This is a genomic window from Nocardia sp. CDC519 (assembly GCF_059509835.1).
Genome location: NZ_CM183377.1, coordinates 1,487,310 through 1,503,697, shown reverse-complemented (window position 1 = coordinate 1,503,697; position 16,388 = coordinate 1,487,310). Strand labels below are relative to the sequence as shown.

Genomic DNA, 16,388 nt, shown 5'->3' with positions numbered 1-16,388 from the left:
CCGTCGCCGAGGGCGGCACACCGCCGGCGACCGGTCACCGCCGACTCTCCGGCGATGACAGACGAACGGCGGGGCTGTGCATGGCGGCGAATCGGTCTGCCGTCGCGTCAGCCGGGCGAAACGATCAGCCGAGCGCGGGCGAGGACGCCTGCGCCCAGAACCGCTTCGGGATGCGACCCGCCTCGCGGGCCAGCCGTCCCGCGCGCACAGCGTCGGCCATGGCGGCGGCCATGAGAGCCGGTTGCCTGGCGCGGGTGACGGCCGTGGCCAGCAGCACGGCCGAGCAGCCGAGTTCCATGGCCAGCGCGGCATCGCTCGCGGTACCGATCCCGGCGTCCAGGATCACCGGGACACCCGCCTCGGCCACGATCATCTCGATATTGTGCGGATTGCCGATGCCGAGGCCGGTGCCGATGGGAGCGCCGAGCGGCATCACCGCCGCACAGCCCGCCTCTTCGAGCCTGCGAGCCAGGATCGGATCGTCATTGGTGTAGGGCAGCACCACGAAACCGGCGTCGACCAGCTTTTCCGCGGCGTCGAGCAGTTCGATCGGATCGGGCAGCAGGGTGCGCTCATCGGCGACGACCTCGAGCTTGACCCAGTTGGTGTCGAGCGCCTCGCGGGCCAACTGCGCGGTGAGCACCGCCTCGGCGGCCGTGCGGCAGCCCGCGGTGTTCGGCAGCGGGGCGATATCGAGGCGCTTCAACAGATCGAGCACGCCGGTGCCGCCCGCCGCGTCGACCCGGCGCATGGCGACGGTGGTCAGCTCGGTACCGGAAGCCACCAGGGCCTCCTCCAGCACGGCCAGGCTCTCGGCGCCGCCGGTGCCCATGATGAGCCGGGAGCCGAACTGCCTGCCCGCGATCTCGAGCGGGGTATCGGCGGCCAGGTCAGCCACCTTGAACCGCCGTCAGCACGTCGATCTGCCAGCCGCGGCCGACCGGCTCGTCCCAGCGCGATTTCGGGAACACCGCACCGTCGACGGCCAGCGCCACACCCTGACAGGGCAGATCGAGCCGAGTGAGCAGTTCACGCACGGTGAGCGGTTCGGCGAACTCGTGGTCCCGGCCGTTCACGGTGACACCGATGGGCACAGATATCGCGGTCATCGAACTCCTCCTGCGGATGGGACAGCCGGCGCGGACGGCGCCGAGAAGCGTTGCGGATCAGCGGAAGCCACCTCGGGCAGCGGGGCGCCCGCCAGCTCGGCGAGCACCGCGTCGGCGGTGATGGCGGTGGTGAGCATGCCGTTGCGGCCGTGGCCGGTGGCGGCGATGATCCGGTCGGTGAGCCTGCCGATCAGCGGCAGATTGTCCGGTGTGCCCGGGCGCGAACCCGCATTCGCCTCGGCCAGTTCGTATTCGCCGATACCGGGCAGGATGGCCTCCGCGTCGGCGATCAGGTCGCGGACGCCGCCGACGGTGACGGCCCGATCGAAGCCCGCCTCGTATTGCGTTGCGCCGACCACGATTCCGTCTTCGCGCGGCACCAGATACACCGGCCTGCCGTGCACCCGGGCCCGGATCACCCGGTTCGGAACGGGCTGTGCGCCCGGCCGATGCCGCAGCCGCAGGATCTCGCCCTTGACCGGACGAACGGGCAGCATCGGGCACAGCCGAGCCGAGGCGGCGCCTGCGGCCAGCACGATCTGATCGTGCGGCAGGGCATCGATGTCGTCGACGGCTTCGGCCCGCACCTCGACCCCGACGGCGTCGACGGCCACCCGTAGCGCACCGAGCAACAGCCGGTTGTCGATGGCGGGTTCGGCGGTGGCGAGCATGCCTGCCCGGACGGTGCGGGCCAGTCCCGGCTCGAGTTCGCGTACCCCCGCGCGGTCGAGGATGCGCAGATCGTGGCCGTGGCCGCCGACCCAATCGGCGATGGTGTGCAGGTCAGCGGCATCGGCGGCGTCCAGCGCCACCGTCAGGGTCTGTTCGGCGACGTACACGTGGGTGCCGGTGGTGGCTTCGAGCCGCGCCGCGAAGGCGGGCCAGTGCGCGAGGGCTGCGGCACCGAAAGCGAGGACGGCGTCCTCACCGGGCCAGCCCTCCGACAGCGGCGCCAGCATTCCGCCGGCAACCCAGGAGGCGCCGGAGGCGACGGCCGGATCGAACAGGGTGACCGTCCACCCGGCCTCACCGGCCCGCCATGCCGCGGCGAGCCCGATGGCGCCGCCACCGACGACGGCCAGAGTGGGCATCGGTTCCTCCTCGTGTTCGCATACCCACGGTAGCGCGGCTACGGTCGAAGGCGTGCAACCCTCCCACCCGAACCGACCGCTGCCGCCACGGGAGCGCCTGGCTACCGCGCGGTTGTATCTGTGCACCGACGCCCGCAGGGAAAAGGGCGATCTGGCCAAGTTCGCCGAGGCCGCGCTCGCGGGCGGGGTCGACATCATCCAGCTACGCGACAAGGGGTCACCGGGCGAGCAGAAGTTCGGCCCGCTCGAGGCCAAGGCCGAACTCGGCGCCCTCGCCGAATTGAAGGCCGCCGCCCGCAGGCACGGTGCGCTCGTCGCGGTGAACGACCGGGCCGATCTGGCGCTGGCCGCCGGCGCGGACGTGCTGCATCTCGGTCAGGGCGATCTGCCGCCGTGGTACGCCCGGCGCATCCTCGGCCCCGACGTGGTGATCGGCCGCTCCACGCACAATCGCGCCCAGGCCGGGCTTGCCGCCATCGACGAGCACATCGATTACTTCTGCACCGGGCCGGTCTGGGCCACGCCCACCAAACCGAACCGGCAGGCCGCCGGGATCGACCTGGTCCGCTCGACCGCCGAAGCGCATCCGACCCGTCCCTGGTTCGCCATCGGCGGTATCGATACGCAGAACCTGGCGGAAGTACTGGCCGCCGGGGCCGACCGGGTCGTGGTGGTGCGGGCGATCACCGAGGCTCGTGACCCGGAAGCCGCGGCGCGGGAGTTGAAAGCGGCGTTGCTCGCGAACGTTTGATCGCGACAGCGGCAGCGCGTGGGGCCCGCGCCCGGCACGTGGCAGGCCGATCGCCGATCAGGACAGGATCTGGCCCGTGGTCAACGCCAGCGTGGTCGACGTCTCGACCTGGTGCGCTGCGATGTCCTTCGCGGTCAGCTCCGCGAGCCCCTCGACGATCGTCGCGAAATCGCCCGGCCCGTCGGCCACCGCGTGCAGCCAGATGAAGCCCTGCTCGGCGAGGTCGACGGTGCGTGGGAGGGCCGCGGCCAGGGCCGGAGCCTGGGCGATGCCCGCCAGATCGACGCGCGCGGGCACGGCGCGCAGTTCGGGCCAGGCCAGCGCGAAACCCGGGTGCAGGGGGCGCGCGTCCACTTCGTCTTCCGGTACCCAGGCCAGCTCGACGCTCTCCCGGTTCGCACTGGTCGCCAAGGTGTGCGCCGCGTCGGCGACGACGGTCGTATAGGTCCAGCCACTCGGCGCGCAAGCCGTCACCCGTTCGGCGCGCACCCGCACGTCGGTCGAGGCGATTCCGGCTTCCTCCCATGCCTCGCGGACCGCGGCGTGCATGGGTGTCTCATGGCTGTCGCGTGCCCCGCCGGGCAGCGCCCATGTGCCGCCCTGGTGGCTCCACGGGGCACGATGCTGCAACAGGACCGCCGAGCCGCCGCCCTCCAGCGGCGCCCGCAGCAGTAGGCCGGCAGCCCCGAACTTTCCCCAGTGGCGGACCCCATCCGGTCCGCGCGACCAGCCGTCGCCGTCACCACGCATTTCGCACCATCCTCGTCACCTGGCACTCCCTATAGTGCCGCACGCGCCGCCTCGTGTGGGCGGCCTCCGCGCGACACCCGGCGAACCCGGCCGGGATCGGCGACACGCCACACACATCGGCCTCATGGCACTAACCTTGGCCGGTTGACGACGCCGACGACCGGTCACCGAGGCCGGATGAGTTGTCGGCGCACGGGACGGGGCCGGACAGAATAGGCTCCGAAACAGCGCAAACAGGCGCCCCTGAGCGGGGAGGTGGACATGACGCGGTTGGCAGCGGATCGGGCGGCGGCGGTACTGGAGCCGGCGACCGATTCCGAGCCGCCGAACGGGAGTGGGCGACGGCTCCCGGTGCGTCCGCATGTGCGGGCGATGCGTGAGCAGCTCGACCCGGCCAATCTACGGTCCTTCGCCCGGTCCACGCCGGGCCGGTTGATCGGGGTGGGCCTACTATTGGCCGTGGTGTGCCTGGCCGCCGGTGCGACGACGGCGGCGACGGTCAACGAACGCCAGAACGGGCTCGACGTACTCCTGGTCGAAACCGAACCCGATGCGCATTCCGCACACCGGATCTACACCTCGCTCTCGGTGGCCGACGCCGCCGCGGCGACCGCGTTCATCTCCGGTGGACTGGAACCACAGCACGTGCGCGACCGCTACAGCCAGGCGGTCGGCGAATCGGCGGCCGAACTCGCCGCACTGTCCGGCGAAGGCCCCGACCAGCGGTTGCGCACCGGCATCGCGACCGGGCTCCCGGTGTACACCGGGTTGATCGAGACGGCACGGGCCAACAACCGCAGCGGTTACCCGGTGGGTGCGGCCTACCTGAGCGAAGCGTCGAACCAGATGCAGACCACGCTGCTGCCGATGGCGGGTGAACTCCAGCAGCACCGCTCCGACGCGGTCGACGACGCCCAACGTCGTCATGTCCGGCCGCCGTGGATCGCGATCGCGCTGCTGGTCCTCGCCCTGGCCGGATTGGTCTGGGCCCAAGTCGATTTCGCGCGGCGCTGGCACCGCACGTTCAATCCGGGGCTGCTGCTCGCCGCGGGCGCGGTGCTGCTGTTGCTGATCTGGACGGTGGTGGCGGGATCCATCTCGGCCACCGCGATGATCCGCGGCCGCGATGACGCTGCCCGAGCGGCCGACCGCCTGACCGAGAGCCGCATCCTGGCCCAGCAGGCCAGGTCGGCGGAAACCCTGAAGTTGGTGCGCCGCGACGCCACCGGCGATTACGACCTCACCTACGACGCCAACCGCACCAGGCTCACCGAACTACTCGCCGACGACGCCCCCGGCGCCGCGGACGCTCGTGCGGCACTCGACCGTTGGCATGCCGCGCACCAACGGATGAACGAGGCCCTCGACCGTGGCGATTTCGTCGCCGCCGCGGCGGTGGCGACCGGCCCCGGCGCCGGCGATTCCGCCGCCCAGGTGGACGCCCTCGATCAGGCACTGGCCGCCGGAATCGCCGATACCAGGGACAACCTGCGCGACGACATCTCACAGAGCGCGCGGGTGCTGGATTTCCTCGCCCCGGGCGCGCTGATCCTCGGCATCCTCGGCGCGGCCTGCGTCGCCCTCGGTGTCTGGCCCCGACTGCGGGAGTATCGATGAAAACCGTTCGTACCGCGCTCGTCTTCGCCGCGGTCGCACTGATCGGCGGCTGTACGGCCGAGCCGGTCACCCGCACCGGCATCGACGGTATCGATTTCACCGAGCCGCCGCTGCCCGCGCAGGCGGCCACCATCGCGACCGACGCGAACGTCTCACCCGAACCCGAACCCGATTGCGGCGATCCGACTGCGAGCCTGCGGCCCGACAATGCCGCCGACGGGCCGACTCTCGACGCCATCCGCGCCCGTGGACGGCTGGTGGTCGGCTTGGACGCGGGTTCCAATCTGTTCAGCTTCCGCGATCCGATCAGCGGCGCCATCGTCGGCTTCGACGCCGATATCGCCAGGGAGGTCGCCCGTGATCTGCTCGGCAGCCCGGATCTGATCGAATACCGCAGCTTGTCCTCGGCCGATCGGGAGAAGGCGCTGCAAGAGCATTCGGTCGATCTGGTGGTCAAGACCATGACCGTGACCTGTGATCGGCGGCAACGGGTTTCGTTCTCCACGGTCTATTTGCTCGCGCATCAGCGGGTGCTCGCCGTGAAGGGCTCCGGCATCGAAAGCCTCGCCGACCTGGCCGGTAGGCGGGTCTGTGTGGTGGCAGGCACCACCTCGGTGGATCACATCCGGCGCTACGAGCCCAAGGCCACCATCCTGACCGTGCCCACCTGGGCCGACTGCCTGGTGGTGCTGCAACAGCGCCAGGTCGACGCCGTCAGCACCGATGACTCGATCCTGGCCGGCCTGGCCGCACAGGATCCCTACACCCATATCGTCGGGCCGAGTATCAGCGATGAGCCGTACGGCATCGGCATCTCCAAGGGCAACGACGATCTGGTGCGGTTCGTCAACAAGACCCTCGCCCGTATCCGCGCGGACGGCACCTGGACCCGCATCTACGACCGTTGGCTCTCGGTCCTCGGCGAAACCCCCCGCCCGCCCGAACCGGTCTATCAGGACTGACCATGCACGACACCGGCGCAGGCCCACACGAACCCGCGGCATCCGGCGATGCCGCGGGGCCGAGTGCTGCCGCGGATCCCGGTGCGGCCGTGCCCGCCGGGGCCGATCCGGCGGACGCCGAACCCACCCGGCCCTCCGAACGTCCGGCCGGAACCCGAGGCAGGCACGCCAAAGCCGACACCGGTGCGACCCCGAGGCCCTCCGATACCGTCCCGCCGCCGGAGACACCGGCCCCGATCGCGGTTCCCGCTCCGACAACGATGGTCACGCCCGAGCATGCTCCGGTCGCCGCAGCCGCCGCAGACCTGCCCGGAGCAGCCGAATCGGCTGCGCACCAACCCCCGAGCACCCGGGCCACCCCAGCCGAGCCCGGCGCCGCCGAGGATCGACCCCCGGCATTCCCCAGCACACCGGCGGTGTCCGGCCCCCACACCGAAGCGGACGCACCACCGTCCCCCGGCACCCAAGCGTTCCCAGGGCCACCCGCCTCCCCCGGCGCCCAACTCACTCCCGGCGCCCCAGATCCCCGCAACATCCACACCGACACCGGCACCCCACCGGCACCCGGCACCCAGGCATTCCCAGGGCCACAGGATTTTCCCGGCACCCAACTCACTCCCGGCGCCCCAGATCCCCGCGACACCCACACCGACACCGGCACCCCACCGTCCCCCGGCACCCAGGCATTCCCAGGGCCACAGGATTTTCCCGGCACGCAGCTCGGCCCCGGCACCCAGGCGTTCCCCGGCACTCGAGCAACTCCTGGCCGAGTCCCCACATCAGCGAGTGATTCGGCCGCAACCATGCGCACCTCTGGTCGCAGTGTGCGCACGGCGCTCTCGCGTCCTGCGGTGCGCAAACTGGGTGCCGGGCTGGTGGAGATTCCGACGGTGGAGCCTGCCGACCCGCGCTCGGCGGTGCTCGCGAATCCGGTGGTGGCGGAGGGGAAACGGTTCTGCTGGCGGTGCGGTTCCCCGGTCGGCCGCACCACGCCGACGCATCCCGGCACCACCGTCGGCACCTGTGACAATTGCGGCGCGCCGTTCGATTTCCGCCCCTCCCTGCATCCCGGCGACATGGTGTCGGGTCAGTACGAGATCCAGGGCTGCCTGGCGCACGGTGGGCTCGGCTGGATCTATCTGGCGATCGACCGCAATGTCAGTGATCGGTGGGTGGTGCTCAAGGGGCTACTGCACACCAAGGACGCCGAGGCACAGGCCGTCGCGATGGCGGAGCGGCAGTTCCTGGCCGAGGTCGCGCATCCGAGCATCGTCAAGATCCACAATTTCGTGGAGCACACCGGTTCGGACGGCACCACGGTGGGCTACATCGTCATGGAGTACGTGGGCGGGCGATCGCTGCGCGACATTCTCGACAGTTATCCACGATCCGAGCGGATGCCGATCGCCGAGGCCATCGCCTATGTGCTCGAGGTGCTGCCCGCGCTGGACCATCTGCATTCGATCGGCCTCACCTACAACGACCTCAAACCCGACAACGTCATGGTGACCGAGGACCAGGTCAAGATCATCGACCTCGGCGCCGTCGCCACCATCGAGGCCTACGGAAATCTCTACGGCACCAGGGGTTTCCAGGCGCCCGAGATCGCCAAGACCGGGCCGACCGTCGCCACCGACATCTACACCGTCGGCCGCACGCTCGCGGTACTGACGGTCGATATGCCGATGGAACACGGCCGCTACCTCGACGGCATCCCCGATCCATCCGAGCATCCCGTGCTGGCCCGGCACGAGTTCTTCTACCGGCTGCTGCTGTGCGCCACCGACCCGGATCCGGCGCGCCGCTTCCCCTCCGCCCGCGCCATGTCCGCGCAGTTGGCCGGCGTGCTGCGCGAGATCCTCGCGATGGAGACCGGCGTCGAACATCCACAGCTGTCCACAGTGTTCAGTCCACAGCGGGCCGGGTTCGGCACCGAGGAACTGCTGGGACAGACCGACGCCTATGCCGATGGCGTTCCGCGCAGCAGCAAGTTGTCCGCGCGTGAGGTGGCCCTCGCCCTTCCGGTGCCGGTCGTCGACCCGGCCGATCCGTCCGCACCACTGCTGTCGGCCGCCGTGCACCCCGACCCCGAGCATGCGCTCGAGGCCCTGGACGACGCACGCGAACGCGCCGCCGCCGACCCGGACAACGCACCGCCGAATCTCGAGACGGAGCTGCGGCTGGCCGAGGCACGGGTACATCTGGATCGCGGGGAACCGGCGGCCCTCACCCATGTCCTCGCTGGTATCCCGGCCGCCGAACGAGATTGGCGGGTGGATTGGTACACCGGCCTGGCCGAGCTGGTCGAACTCGATTTCGAGAAGGCCTTCGCCCGCTTCGACGCGGTGCTGAGCGTGCTGCCCGGTGAGATCGCACCCAAGCTGGCGCTCGCCGCTACCGCGGAACTGGTATTGCAACACTGGGATTCGCCCGATCCCGAGCAGTGGCGCGCGTACGCGGAGAAGTTCTACGCGACCGTCTGGCGCACCGATCACGGGGTGGTGAGCGCGGCGTTCGGTCTGTCCAGGCAGCTGATCGCGGCCGGCCGGGTCGACGACGCCGTCCATGCCCTCGACGAGGTCCCAGCCACCTCCCGTTACTTCACCACCGCGCGGATGACGGCGGTCCTGCTCCTGCTCACCGCGGCTGCGCCCGCCGAACTCGATGAGACCACCCTGCAATTCGCGGCCGCTCGAGTGCAGGCCTTGCCGTCGAACGAGCATCGCGCGGTGCAATTGCGCTTGCTGGTGCTCGGCACCGCCCTGGCCTGGTTACAGGCCGGCCACACCCCCAAACGCCCGGACGCGACGCTGCTGGGCGAGCCGTTCACCGAACGCGATCTGCGCGACGGCACCGAATCCGGCCTGCGCACCCTTGCCCGCATCTCCCCCAATCGCACCCATCGCTACGCACTGGTCGATCTCGCCAACGCCATCCGGGCACAGACCTGGTTCTGAGCGCGCCGGACGCTCCGATCCGTAACGGGGACCGGAGGACACCGACGCCTATCCGTGCTCTGCCACGACCGTCTGCGCCGCCCGCGCGATGGCGAGTTCCTCGTTCGTCGGCACGACGAGCACGGCCACCTCCGCGTCCGGAGGCGAAATGATCCGCGCCGAACGGTCTTTCGCCGTGTTGCGCTCCGGATCGACCGCGATGCCGAATCGCTCGAGCCCGGCCAGGGCGTCCGCGCGGACATCGGAGCTGTTTTCCCCGACCCCCGCGGTGAAGGTGATCGCGTCCACCCCGCCGAGCTCGATCAGGTAAGCACCGAGATAGCGGCGCAGCCGGTGGATGTAGACGTCGTAGGCCAGCCGCGCGGCCTGATCACCGCCATCGATGAGCCTGCGCAGTTCACGGAAATCGTTGACGCCGGACAGTCCCTTGAGTCCCGAATTGCGGTTGAGCAGTTGGTCGACCCGGTCGATATCCATGTTCGCGGTGCGCATCAGATGCGCGATGATGCCGGGGTCGAGGTCGCCGGAACGCGTGCCCATGACCAGACCTTCGAGTGGGGTCAGGCCCATGGTGGTATCGACCGCCCTGCCGCCCCGGATCGCCGACGCCGAGGCGCCGTTGCCGAGGTGGAAGACGATCTGCGAGACCTCTTCCGGCGCCCGCCCGAGCACTTCGGCCGCCCGCCGCGATACGTACTCGTGCGAGGTTCCGTGAAACCCGTAACGGCGAATACCGTGCGCCTGCGCGACTTTCGCGTCGATCGCGTAGGTTTTCGCGGCGTCGGGCAGATCATGGAAGAACGCGGTATCGAACACCGCCACCTGCGGGGTATCGGGCAGCAGTTCTCGCACGGCTTCGATACCCATGACATTGGCCGGATTGTGCAGCGGTGCGAGCGCGGACAGTTCGGAGATGGTGGCGATGGCGCGATCGTCGAGCAGGGTCGGCCGGTAGAACACCTCGCCGCCGTGCACCACCCGGTGCCCGACCGCGGCCACCCCCTCGCCGGACAGGTCGTGCCCGGAGTCGGCGAACATCCGGAACGCCAGCCGCAGCCCCGCGGTGTGATCGGCGATCGGTCCGCGCCGCTCGACCGTCTGCCCGTCCACGGTGTGTTCGACCCGGCCGTCGTCCTCACCGATGCGCTCCACCAGGCCGGACGCGGCGACGACCCCGGATTCGGGTTCCAGCAGCTGATATTTGATCGATGACGAGCCGGAGTTGATGACCAGCACCCGTTCGTTACCCATCACGCCTCCTCCGCCGGCGCGAGCACCGCACCGCCACACCACCGGTAACCCGACCCCCGACCCGCTTGTTCCGCCCTGTGACCGGCCGGACAGCCGGGCTCATTCGCCCTGCGCCTGGATCGCGGTAATGGCGACGGTATTGACGATATCGGTGACCAGCGCGCCGCGAGACAGATCGTTGACCGGCTTGCGCAGACCTTGCAGCACCGGACCGATCGCGATCGCACCCGCGCTGCGCTGCACCGCCTTGTAGGTGTTGTTACCGGTGTTGAGGTCGGGGAAGATGAACACCGTTGCCCGCCCGGCGACTTCGGAATCGGGCAGTTTGGCGTCGGCCACCGTCGGCTCGATCGCGGCGTCGTACTGGATCGGGCCCTCCACCAGGAGCTGCGGCGCGCGCTCACGGACCAGTTTGGTGGCTACCCGCACCTTGTCCACATCGGCGCCGCTACCGGATTCACCGGTGGAGTACGACAGCATCGCCACCCGCGGATCGATCCCGAAACGCTCGGCGGTCGCGGCCGAGGAGATCGCGATATCGGCCAGCTGCTCCGAGGTCGGGTCGGGCACCACGGCACAGTCGCCGTAGGCGAGCACCCGGTCGGCGAGGCACATCAGGAACACGCTCGACACCGTGGACACGCCGGGCACCGTCTTGATGATCTCGAACGACGGCCGGATGGTGTGCGCGGTGGTGTGCGCGGCACCGGACACCATGCCGTCGGCAATGCCCTTGTGCACCATCATGGTGCCGAAATAGGAGATGTCGGTGACGGTTTCGCGGGCCCGCTCCAGCGTCATGCCCTTGTGTTTGCGCAGTTCGGTGTATTCCCGGGCGAACTCTTCGAGGTGTTCGGAAGTGCGCGGATCGAGCACCTCGGCGTCGGCGATGTCGACGCCGAGTTCGGCGGCGCGGGCCCGGATCGCGGTCTCGTCGCCGAGAATGATCAGGTCGGCGATCTTGCGCTGGAGCACCCGGCCGGCCGCGCGCAGGATCCGGTCGTCGTCGCCTTCGGGCAGCACGATGCGTTTACGGTCGGCCCGCGCCCGCTCGATGAGCTGGTATTCGAACATCTGCGGAGTGACCACCGTCGAGCGTGGCACCTCCAGCCTGCGCAGGAATTCGCCGGCGTCGACGTGCTGTTCCATCAGCGCCAGCGCGGTATCGACCTTGCGCGGATTGTCGGCCGACATGCGGCCGCGGGTGCGGTGCGCGGCGCCAGCGGTGTCGTAGGTGCCGAGGTTCGTGGTGAGGATCGGCAGCTTCGGCTTCAGACCCGTCATCAGGCGGGCGATGGCCGGATGCGGCAGCAGGCCGCCGTTCATGATGATGCCCGACAGCGACGGAAAGCCTTCGGCCTCATGCGCGTTCACCACGCTGAGCAGCACGTCGGACCGGTCGCCCGGTGCGATGACGACTTCCCCGTCTTCCAGCCGTTCCAGAATGTGCTCGGCCGTCATCCCGCCGACCATGATCTTCATGGCCTCGCGATGCAGCAGCTCCGGGTCGCCGCTGTACATCTCGCCGTCGATCGCGGCGCACAGTTCGGCCATGGTCGGCGCGATCAGCAGCGGCACTTCCGGCAGCGTCCACGACGGCACCTCGAAACCGGACAGCGCCGCGCACACCTGTTCCAGCTGATCGGGAGCGCAGCGATTGGCGATGATCGCGACCAGTTGCGCGTGCTCGGCCGACAGCTCCGACGAACACAGCTCGGCCAGCTGCTTCACCTCGTCGGGAGTGCGCTCGGAACCACGTACCACCAGCAGCACCGGGGCACCGAGATTCACCGCGATCCTGGCGTTGTAGCGCAGCTCGCTCGGGCTGGCCACGTCGGTGTAATCGCTGCCGACCACCACCACCGCGTCACAGGACCTGGCGACCTCGTGGAAGCGCATCACGATCTCGCTGATCGCGGCGTCCGGATCGGCGTGCACCTGCTCATAGGTGACGCCGATGGCCTGCGCGTACTCGATATCGGCCGTGCTGTGCTCGAGCAGCAACTCCAGGATGTAGTCGGGCTCGTCGGTGGAGCGGGTGATCGGCCGGAACACCCCGACCCGCGCGGTGGTCGCGCACAGCATCTGCAAGACGCCGAGCGCCACCGTGCTCTTGCCGGTGTCGCCTTCGGGTGACGCGATGTACACGGTGGACGGAGCTAGGTCGGCCATATCGCAGAGCTTAGTGAACCGGCGGCAATCGGACCGGGTGACGTTCGCCCCGCCGATATAGTCCCCGGAATGGCCGAGCCGTTTCCGAATACGCAATGGGGTTCCCGCGACAGTCTGCTCTCGCGGTTGGCGCATCCGATCGCCGCGAGCAAGCCCGGATCGTGGTTGATCCGCACGCTGACCCCCGCCGACCGCGCGGTGCTGCGCCGTACCAACGGCAAGCGCACCCTGCTCGGGCCGATCGGCGCGCCGGTCATCCTGCTCACCAGCACCGGACGCAAATCCGGGCAGCCGCGCACCCAGCCGCTGCTGTACGTGCACGACGGCGACACGCTCTACGTGGTCGGCAGCAACTTCGGCCAGGCCCACCACCCCGCGTGGACGGCGAACCTGCTGGCGAATCCGGCGGCGACGGTCGTCATCGCGGGTGAAACGATCCCGGTCACCGCGACGCCGGTGCCGGACGATGCCAAAGACGCCGTCTACGAGCGATTCGTGGAGGTCACCCCGGCATACGCCGCGTACCGCGAACGCACCACCCGCGATCTGCGCATCTTCGCGCTCACCCGCGCCTGATTCGCGCCTGTCCGGGCGATGCCCGTCGAGCGCATGGTCGACCGGCACGGGCGACGACCAGCCGATCGCCTACGCCGGCATCCGGATCCGCGTGCCATCGGCGTGCTCGGTCGACACCGGCGCCGACGACCTCTCGCGGCGGTAACGGGAGATCATGGCCCGGCCCACCGTACGAGCCGGGCCGCGGCAGCCGACTAACCCAGCGCCCGCAACCGCGGCGCCAGATCGCGCTGGAACAGATCCAGGAACCGGCGCTGGTCGTGCCCGGGGGCATGGAAGACCAGGTGGTTGAGGCCCGCGTCCAGGTACGGCTTGATCTGGGCGACGGCGTCGTCGGGATCGCTGGCGACGATCCAGCGCTTGGCGATCTGCTCGATCGGCAGGGCGTCGGCGGCGGCCTCCATCTCGATCGGGTCGGTGATCGAGTGCTTCTGCTCGGCGGTCAGCGACAGCGGCGCCCAGAACCGGGTGTTCTCCAGCGCCAGTTCCGGATCGGTGTCGTAGGAGATCTTGATCTCGATCATCCGGTCGATATCGGCGACCTCGCGGCCGGCCTTGGCCGCGCCCTCGGCGACGGCGGGCATCAGCTTCTCGGTGTAGAGGTCCATGCCCTTGCCGGAGGTGCAGATGAAACCGTCACCGGCGCGGCCGGCGTACCTGGCGACCAGCGGGCCACCGGCGGCGATGTAGACGGGGATACCGCCCTTGGGCACGTCATAGATCGAGGCGCCGACGGTGCGGTAGTACTGCCCGTCGAAATCGGTGCGCTCGCCGGTCCACAGCGCGCGCATGAGCTCCACCGACTCGCGCAGCCGTGCGAAACGCTCCTTGAATTCCGGCCATTCGCCGGTGTAGCCGGTGGCGATCTCGTTGAGCGCCTCACCGGTGCCGACGCCGAGCATCACCCGGTTCGGATACAGACACCCCATGGTGGCGAAGGCCTGCGCGATCACCGCCGGGTTGTAGCGGTAGGTCGGGGTGAGCACGGAGGTGCCGAGCAGGATGCGCTCGGTGCGTTCACCGGCCGCGGCCATCCAGGCCAGCGAGAACGGCGCGTGCCCGCCCTTGTGCCGCCACGGCTGGAAGTGGTCGCTGACCGTCGCGCTGTCGAGGCCGTGTTCCTCGGCCAGCACCGCCAGCTCCACCAGCTCCCTCGGCCCGAACTGTTCGGCCGACGCCTTGTACCCGAGTTTGAGATCCGCCACCTGCGCCACTCCTGTCGCTTCGTGCGGGGTCACCGCACACCATTGCACCGCTTCCGCGATCGCCCGATACAGCCGAGGGCCGCCGGGGATTGTTCCCGGTGCCGCGCCCGATATCGCTGCCGCGCCGCACTGAGCGCGACCCGCCCTCGACCATAACCAGCGCTGCCCGGCTGCTGAACCCCCGCCGGGAGAATCGCCGCTCGGACGCACTGGCCGGGCGCGCATAGGGGTGATGTGTCACGCAATGCGGGCCGCGGCGCGGCCGATAGCGGACAATTGGCCGGGTGACCTCCGCAGACGATCGGATCCTTTCCTACCTGACCGATATGGACGGTGTGCTCGTGCACGAGGATCATCTGATCCCCGGCGCCGACGAGTTCCTCGCCGAACTGCGCGACAAAGAGATCCCGTTCCTGGTCCTCACCAACAACTCCATCCGCACGCCGCGCGATCTCCAGGCCAGGCTGCGCCACAGCGGGCTCGACATTCCGGAGTCGGCGATCTGGACCTCCGCGCTGGCCACCGCCACCTTCCTCAACGATCAACGCCCCGAGGGCACCGCCTATGTGGTCGGCGAATCCGGGCTCACCACGGCATTGCACGAGATCGGCTACGTGCTCACCGACAGCGACCCGGACTATGTGGTGCTCGGCGAGACCCGCACCTACTCGTTCGAGGCGATCACCACCGCGATCCGGCTGGTCGAGCGCGGCGCCCGGTTCATCGCCACCAACCCCGACGCCACCGGCCCCTCCCGCGACGGCGTGCTGCCCGCGACCGGATCGGTCGCCGCCCTGATCACCCGCGCGACCGGCCGGGACCCGTACTACGTCGGCAAACCCAACCCGCTGATGATGCGCTCGGCGCTGCGCCGCATCGGCGCGCATTCGCGGACCAGCGTCATGATCGGCGACCGGATGGACACCGACGTCATCTCCGGGATGGAGGCGGGCATGCGCACCGTCCTGGTGACCTCCGGCATCTCCACCCGCGCTTCGGTCGAGCAGTACCCGTACCGCCCCACCCTCGTGGTGGATTCGGTCGCCGATCTCATCGGCCGCACCGAGACGCCGTTCGCCGACTGAGCGGCGGGCCCGCGGAAATCGGCACGTGTTACCTTTCGCAGAACGAACGATCGCGCGAAGGGTGCCGACGGGATGGTCAGTTTCTTCACCACCGACGGGGACCTGCTCGTCCCGGAACGGTTCGCGGTCAGCCGCTGGTCGTCGAATCAGATCGGCGGCACCGGCGTCTGCGCGGCGCTGGCCAGGCAGCTCGAACGGCATTGCCCGGCGGGGTTCGTCCCGGCCCGGCTGACGGCCGATCTGTTCCGGCCGGTGCTGAACGAGCCGCTCGCGGTGCGCAGCGAAGTGGTGCGCGAGGGTAAGCGGATCCTCGTGGCCGATGCCGAAATCGTGCAGAACGACGAGGTACGGGCCCGCGCGACCGCGGTGTTCCTGACCACCGGTTCGGAGCCGCCGGGCCAGGTGTGGAGCCCGGAGCTCGAGCTGCCGGTGCCGGAGCGGCGCCTCTCCCCCGAGGGCGAGCGCGGCCTGTTCAAGAGCGGCGACCGGGAGTGGACCCATGACATCGCCGCGAACCAGAACGCCGACCGCAAGATCTCCTGGCACAGCCTGCCGCCGCTGGTCGCCGGCGAGGAGATCACGCCATTCCAGCGCGCGGCGTTCCTCGGCGACTCCACCAACCATGTGTGCCATTGGGGTTCGGACGGCCAGGGCTACATCAACGCCGATATGACGCTCACCCTCGCGCGGCTGCCGATCGGTCACGAACTCGGGCTGCGCGCCGACAACACCATTGCCTCGGCGGGTATTTCGGTCGGCTCGGCCACCCTCTACGACCGCACCGGCCCGATCGGCACCTGCGTCGTCACCGCACTCGCCAACGCCCACCGCCAGATCGATTTCACCGCGCCGCGCTGACCTC

14 protein-coding genes are annotated in these 16,388 nt (G+C 69.6%); 7 read left to right on the top strand and 7 right to left on the bottom strand.

What is annotated here, in order from left to right; genetic code table 11:
* Window positions 1–124: 124 nt before the first annotated feature.
* Genes AC5W7N_RS06730 through thiO form a run of 3 tightly spaced genes read right to left on the bottom strand, consistent with a single transcriptional unit; the run spans window position 125 to window position 2,200 of the window.
* A complete protein-coding gene (locus tag AC5W7N_RS06730) occupies window positions 125–832 on the bottom strand; it encodes a thiazole synthase (protein WP_051016858.1) in 708 nt (235 codons plus the stop codon).
* A 58-nt stretch (window positions 833–890) separates the two neighbouring features.
* Window positions 891–1,109, bottom strand: coding sequence for a sulfur carrier protein ThiS (gene thiS, locus AC5W7N_RS06725; protein ID WP_163817359.1), 219 nt, complete (start codon window positions 1,107–1,109; stop codon window positions 891–893).
* Window positions 1,106–2,200: a glycine oxidase ThiO gene (gene thiO, locus AC5W7N_RS06720; RefSeq protein WP_194992122.1), complete on the bottom strand. Its 1,095-nt coding sequence runs from the start codon at window positions 2,198–2,200 to the stop codon at window positions 1,106–1,108. Before thiO ends, thiS begins: the two co-directional genes overlap by 4 nt.
* A gap of 52 nt (window positions 2,201–2,252) precedes the next feature.
* Here thiO and thiE point away from each other — a divergent pair, with 52 nt between their 5' ends.
* Window positions 2,253–2,951, top strand: coding sequence for a thiamine phosphate synthase (gene thiE, locus AC5W7N_RS06715; protein ID WP_163817355.1), 699 nt, complete (start codon window positions 2,253–2,255; stop codon window positions 2,949–2,951).
* Window positions 2,952–3,008: 57 nt separating this feature from the next.
* On the opposite strand, the gene AC5W7N_RS06710 is transcribed toward thiE, so the two are convergent.
* Complete coding sequence (locus AC5W7N_RS06710) at window positions 3,009–3,701, bottom strand: NUDIX hydrolase (RefSeq protein WP_195006843.1); 693 nt, start codon at window positions 3,699–3,701, stop codon at window positions 3,009–3,011.
* Between the two features lie 261 nt (window positions 3,702–3,962).
* Here AC5W7N_RS06710 and AC5W7N_RS06705 point away from each other — a divergent pair, with 261 nt between their 5' ends.
* From AC5W7N_RS06705 to AC5W7N_RS06695, 3 genes are all read left to right on the top strand, one after another.
* Window positions 3,963–5,318, top strand: coding sequence for a GlnX family signal transduction membrane protein (locus tag AC5W7N_RS06705; protein ID WP_163817350.1), 1,356 nt, complete (start codon window positions 3,963–3,965; stop codon window positions 5,316–5,318).
* On the top strand, window positions 5,315–6,280 hold the full coding sequence (locus tag AC5W7N_RS06700; RefSeq protein WP_194990387.1) for a glutamate ABC transporter substrate-binding protein: 966 nt from the start codon (window positions 5,315–5,317) through the stop codon (window positions 6,278–6,280). The genes AC5W7N_RS06705 and AC5W7N_RS06700 overlap by 4 nt, the downstream gene beginning before the upstream one ends.
* Before the next feature lie 305 nt (window positions 6,281–6,585).
* On the top strand, window positions 6,586–9,237 hold the full coding sequence (locus AC5W7N_RS06695) for a serine/threonine-protein kinase (protein ID WP_495924046.1): 2,652 nt from the start codon (window positions 6,586–6,588) through the stop codon (window positions 9,235–9,237).
* A 48-nt stretch (window positions 9,238–9,285) separates the two neighbouring features.
* On the opposite strand, the gene AC5W7N_RS06690 is transcribed toward AC5W7N_RS06695, so the two are convergent.
* Window positions 9,286–10,488, bottom strand: coding sequence for an acetate kinase (locus tag AC5W7N_RS06690; RefSeq protein ID WP_495923412.1), 1,203 nt, complete (start codon window positions 10,486–10,488; stop codon window positions 9,286–9,288).
* Between the two features lie 99 nt (window positions 10,489–10,587).
* Window positions 10,588–12,660: a phosphate acetyltransferase gene (pta, locus tag AC5W7N_RS06685; protein ID WP_163817524.1), complete on the bottom strand. Its 2,073-nt coding sequence runs from the start codon at window positions 12,658–12,660 to the stop codon at window positions 10,588–10,590.
* Window positions 12,661–12,729: 69 nt separating this feature from the next.
* On the opposite strand from pta, the gene AC5W7N_RS06680 reads away from it, so the two are divergent.
* On the top strand, window positions 12,730–13,236 hold the full coding sequence (locus AC5W7N_RS06680; RefSeq protein WP_495923411.1) for a nitroreductase/quinone reductase family protein: 507 nt from the start codon (window positions 12,730–12,732) through the stop codon (window positions 13,234–13,236).
* 194 nt (window positions 13,237–13,430) lie between these two features.
* Here AC5W7N_RS06680 and fgd read toward each other — a convergent pair whose 3' ends face one another.
* Window positions 13,431–14,441, bottom strand: coding sequence for a glucose-6-phosphate dehydrogenase (coenzyme-F420) (gene fgd / locus AC5W7N_RS06675; RefSeq protein WP_163817528.1), 1,011 nt, complete (start codon window positions 14,439–14,441; stop codon window positions 13,431–13,433).
* 326 nt (window positions 14,442–14,767) lie between these two features.
* Here fgd and AC5W7N_RS06670 point away from each other — a divergent pair, with 326 nt between their 5' ends.
* Both AC5W7N_RS06670 and AC5W7N_RS06665 read left to right on the top strand, forming a co-directional pair.
* Complete coding sequence (locus AC5W7N_RS06670) at window positions 14,768–15,526, top strand: HAD-IIA family hydrolase (protein WP_178128420.1); 759 nt, start codon at window positions 14,768–14,770, stop codon at window positions 15,524–15,526.
* 72 nt (window positions 15,527–15,598) lie between these two features.
* Window positions 15,599–16,384 (top strand): thioesterase family protein, encoded by a 786-nt coding sequence (locus AC5W7N_RS06665; protein ID WP_163817518.1) that lies wholly within the window; start codon window positions 15,599–15,601, stop codon window positions 16,382–16,384.
* The last annotated feature ends 4 nt before the right edge of the window (window positions 16,385–16,388 follow it).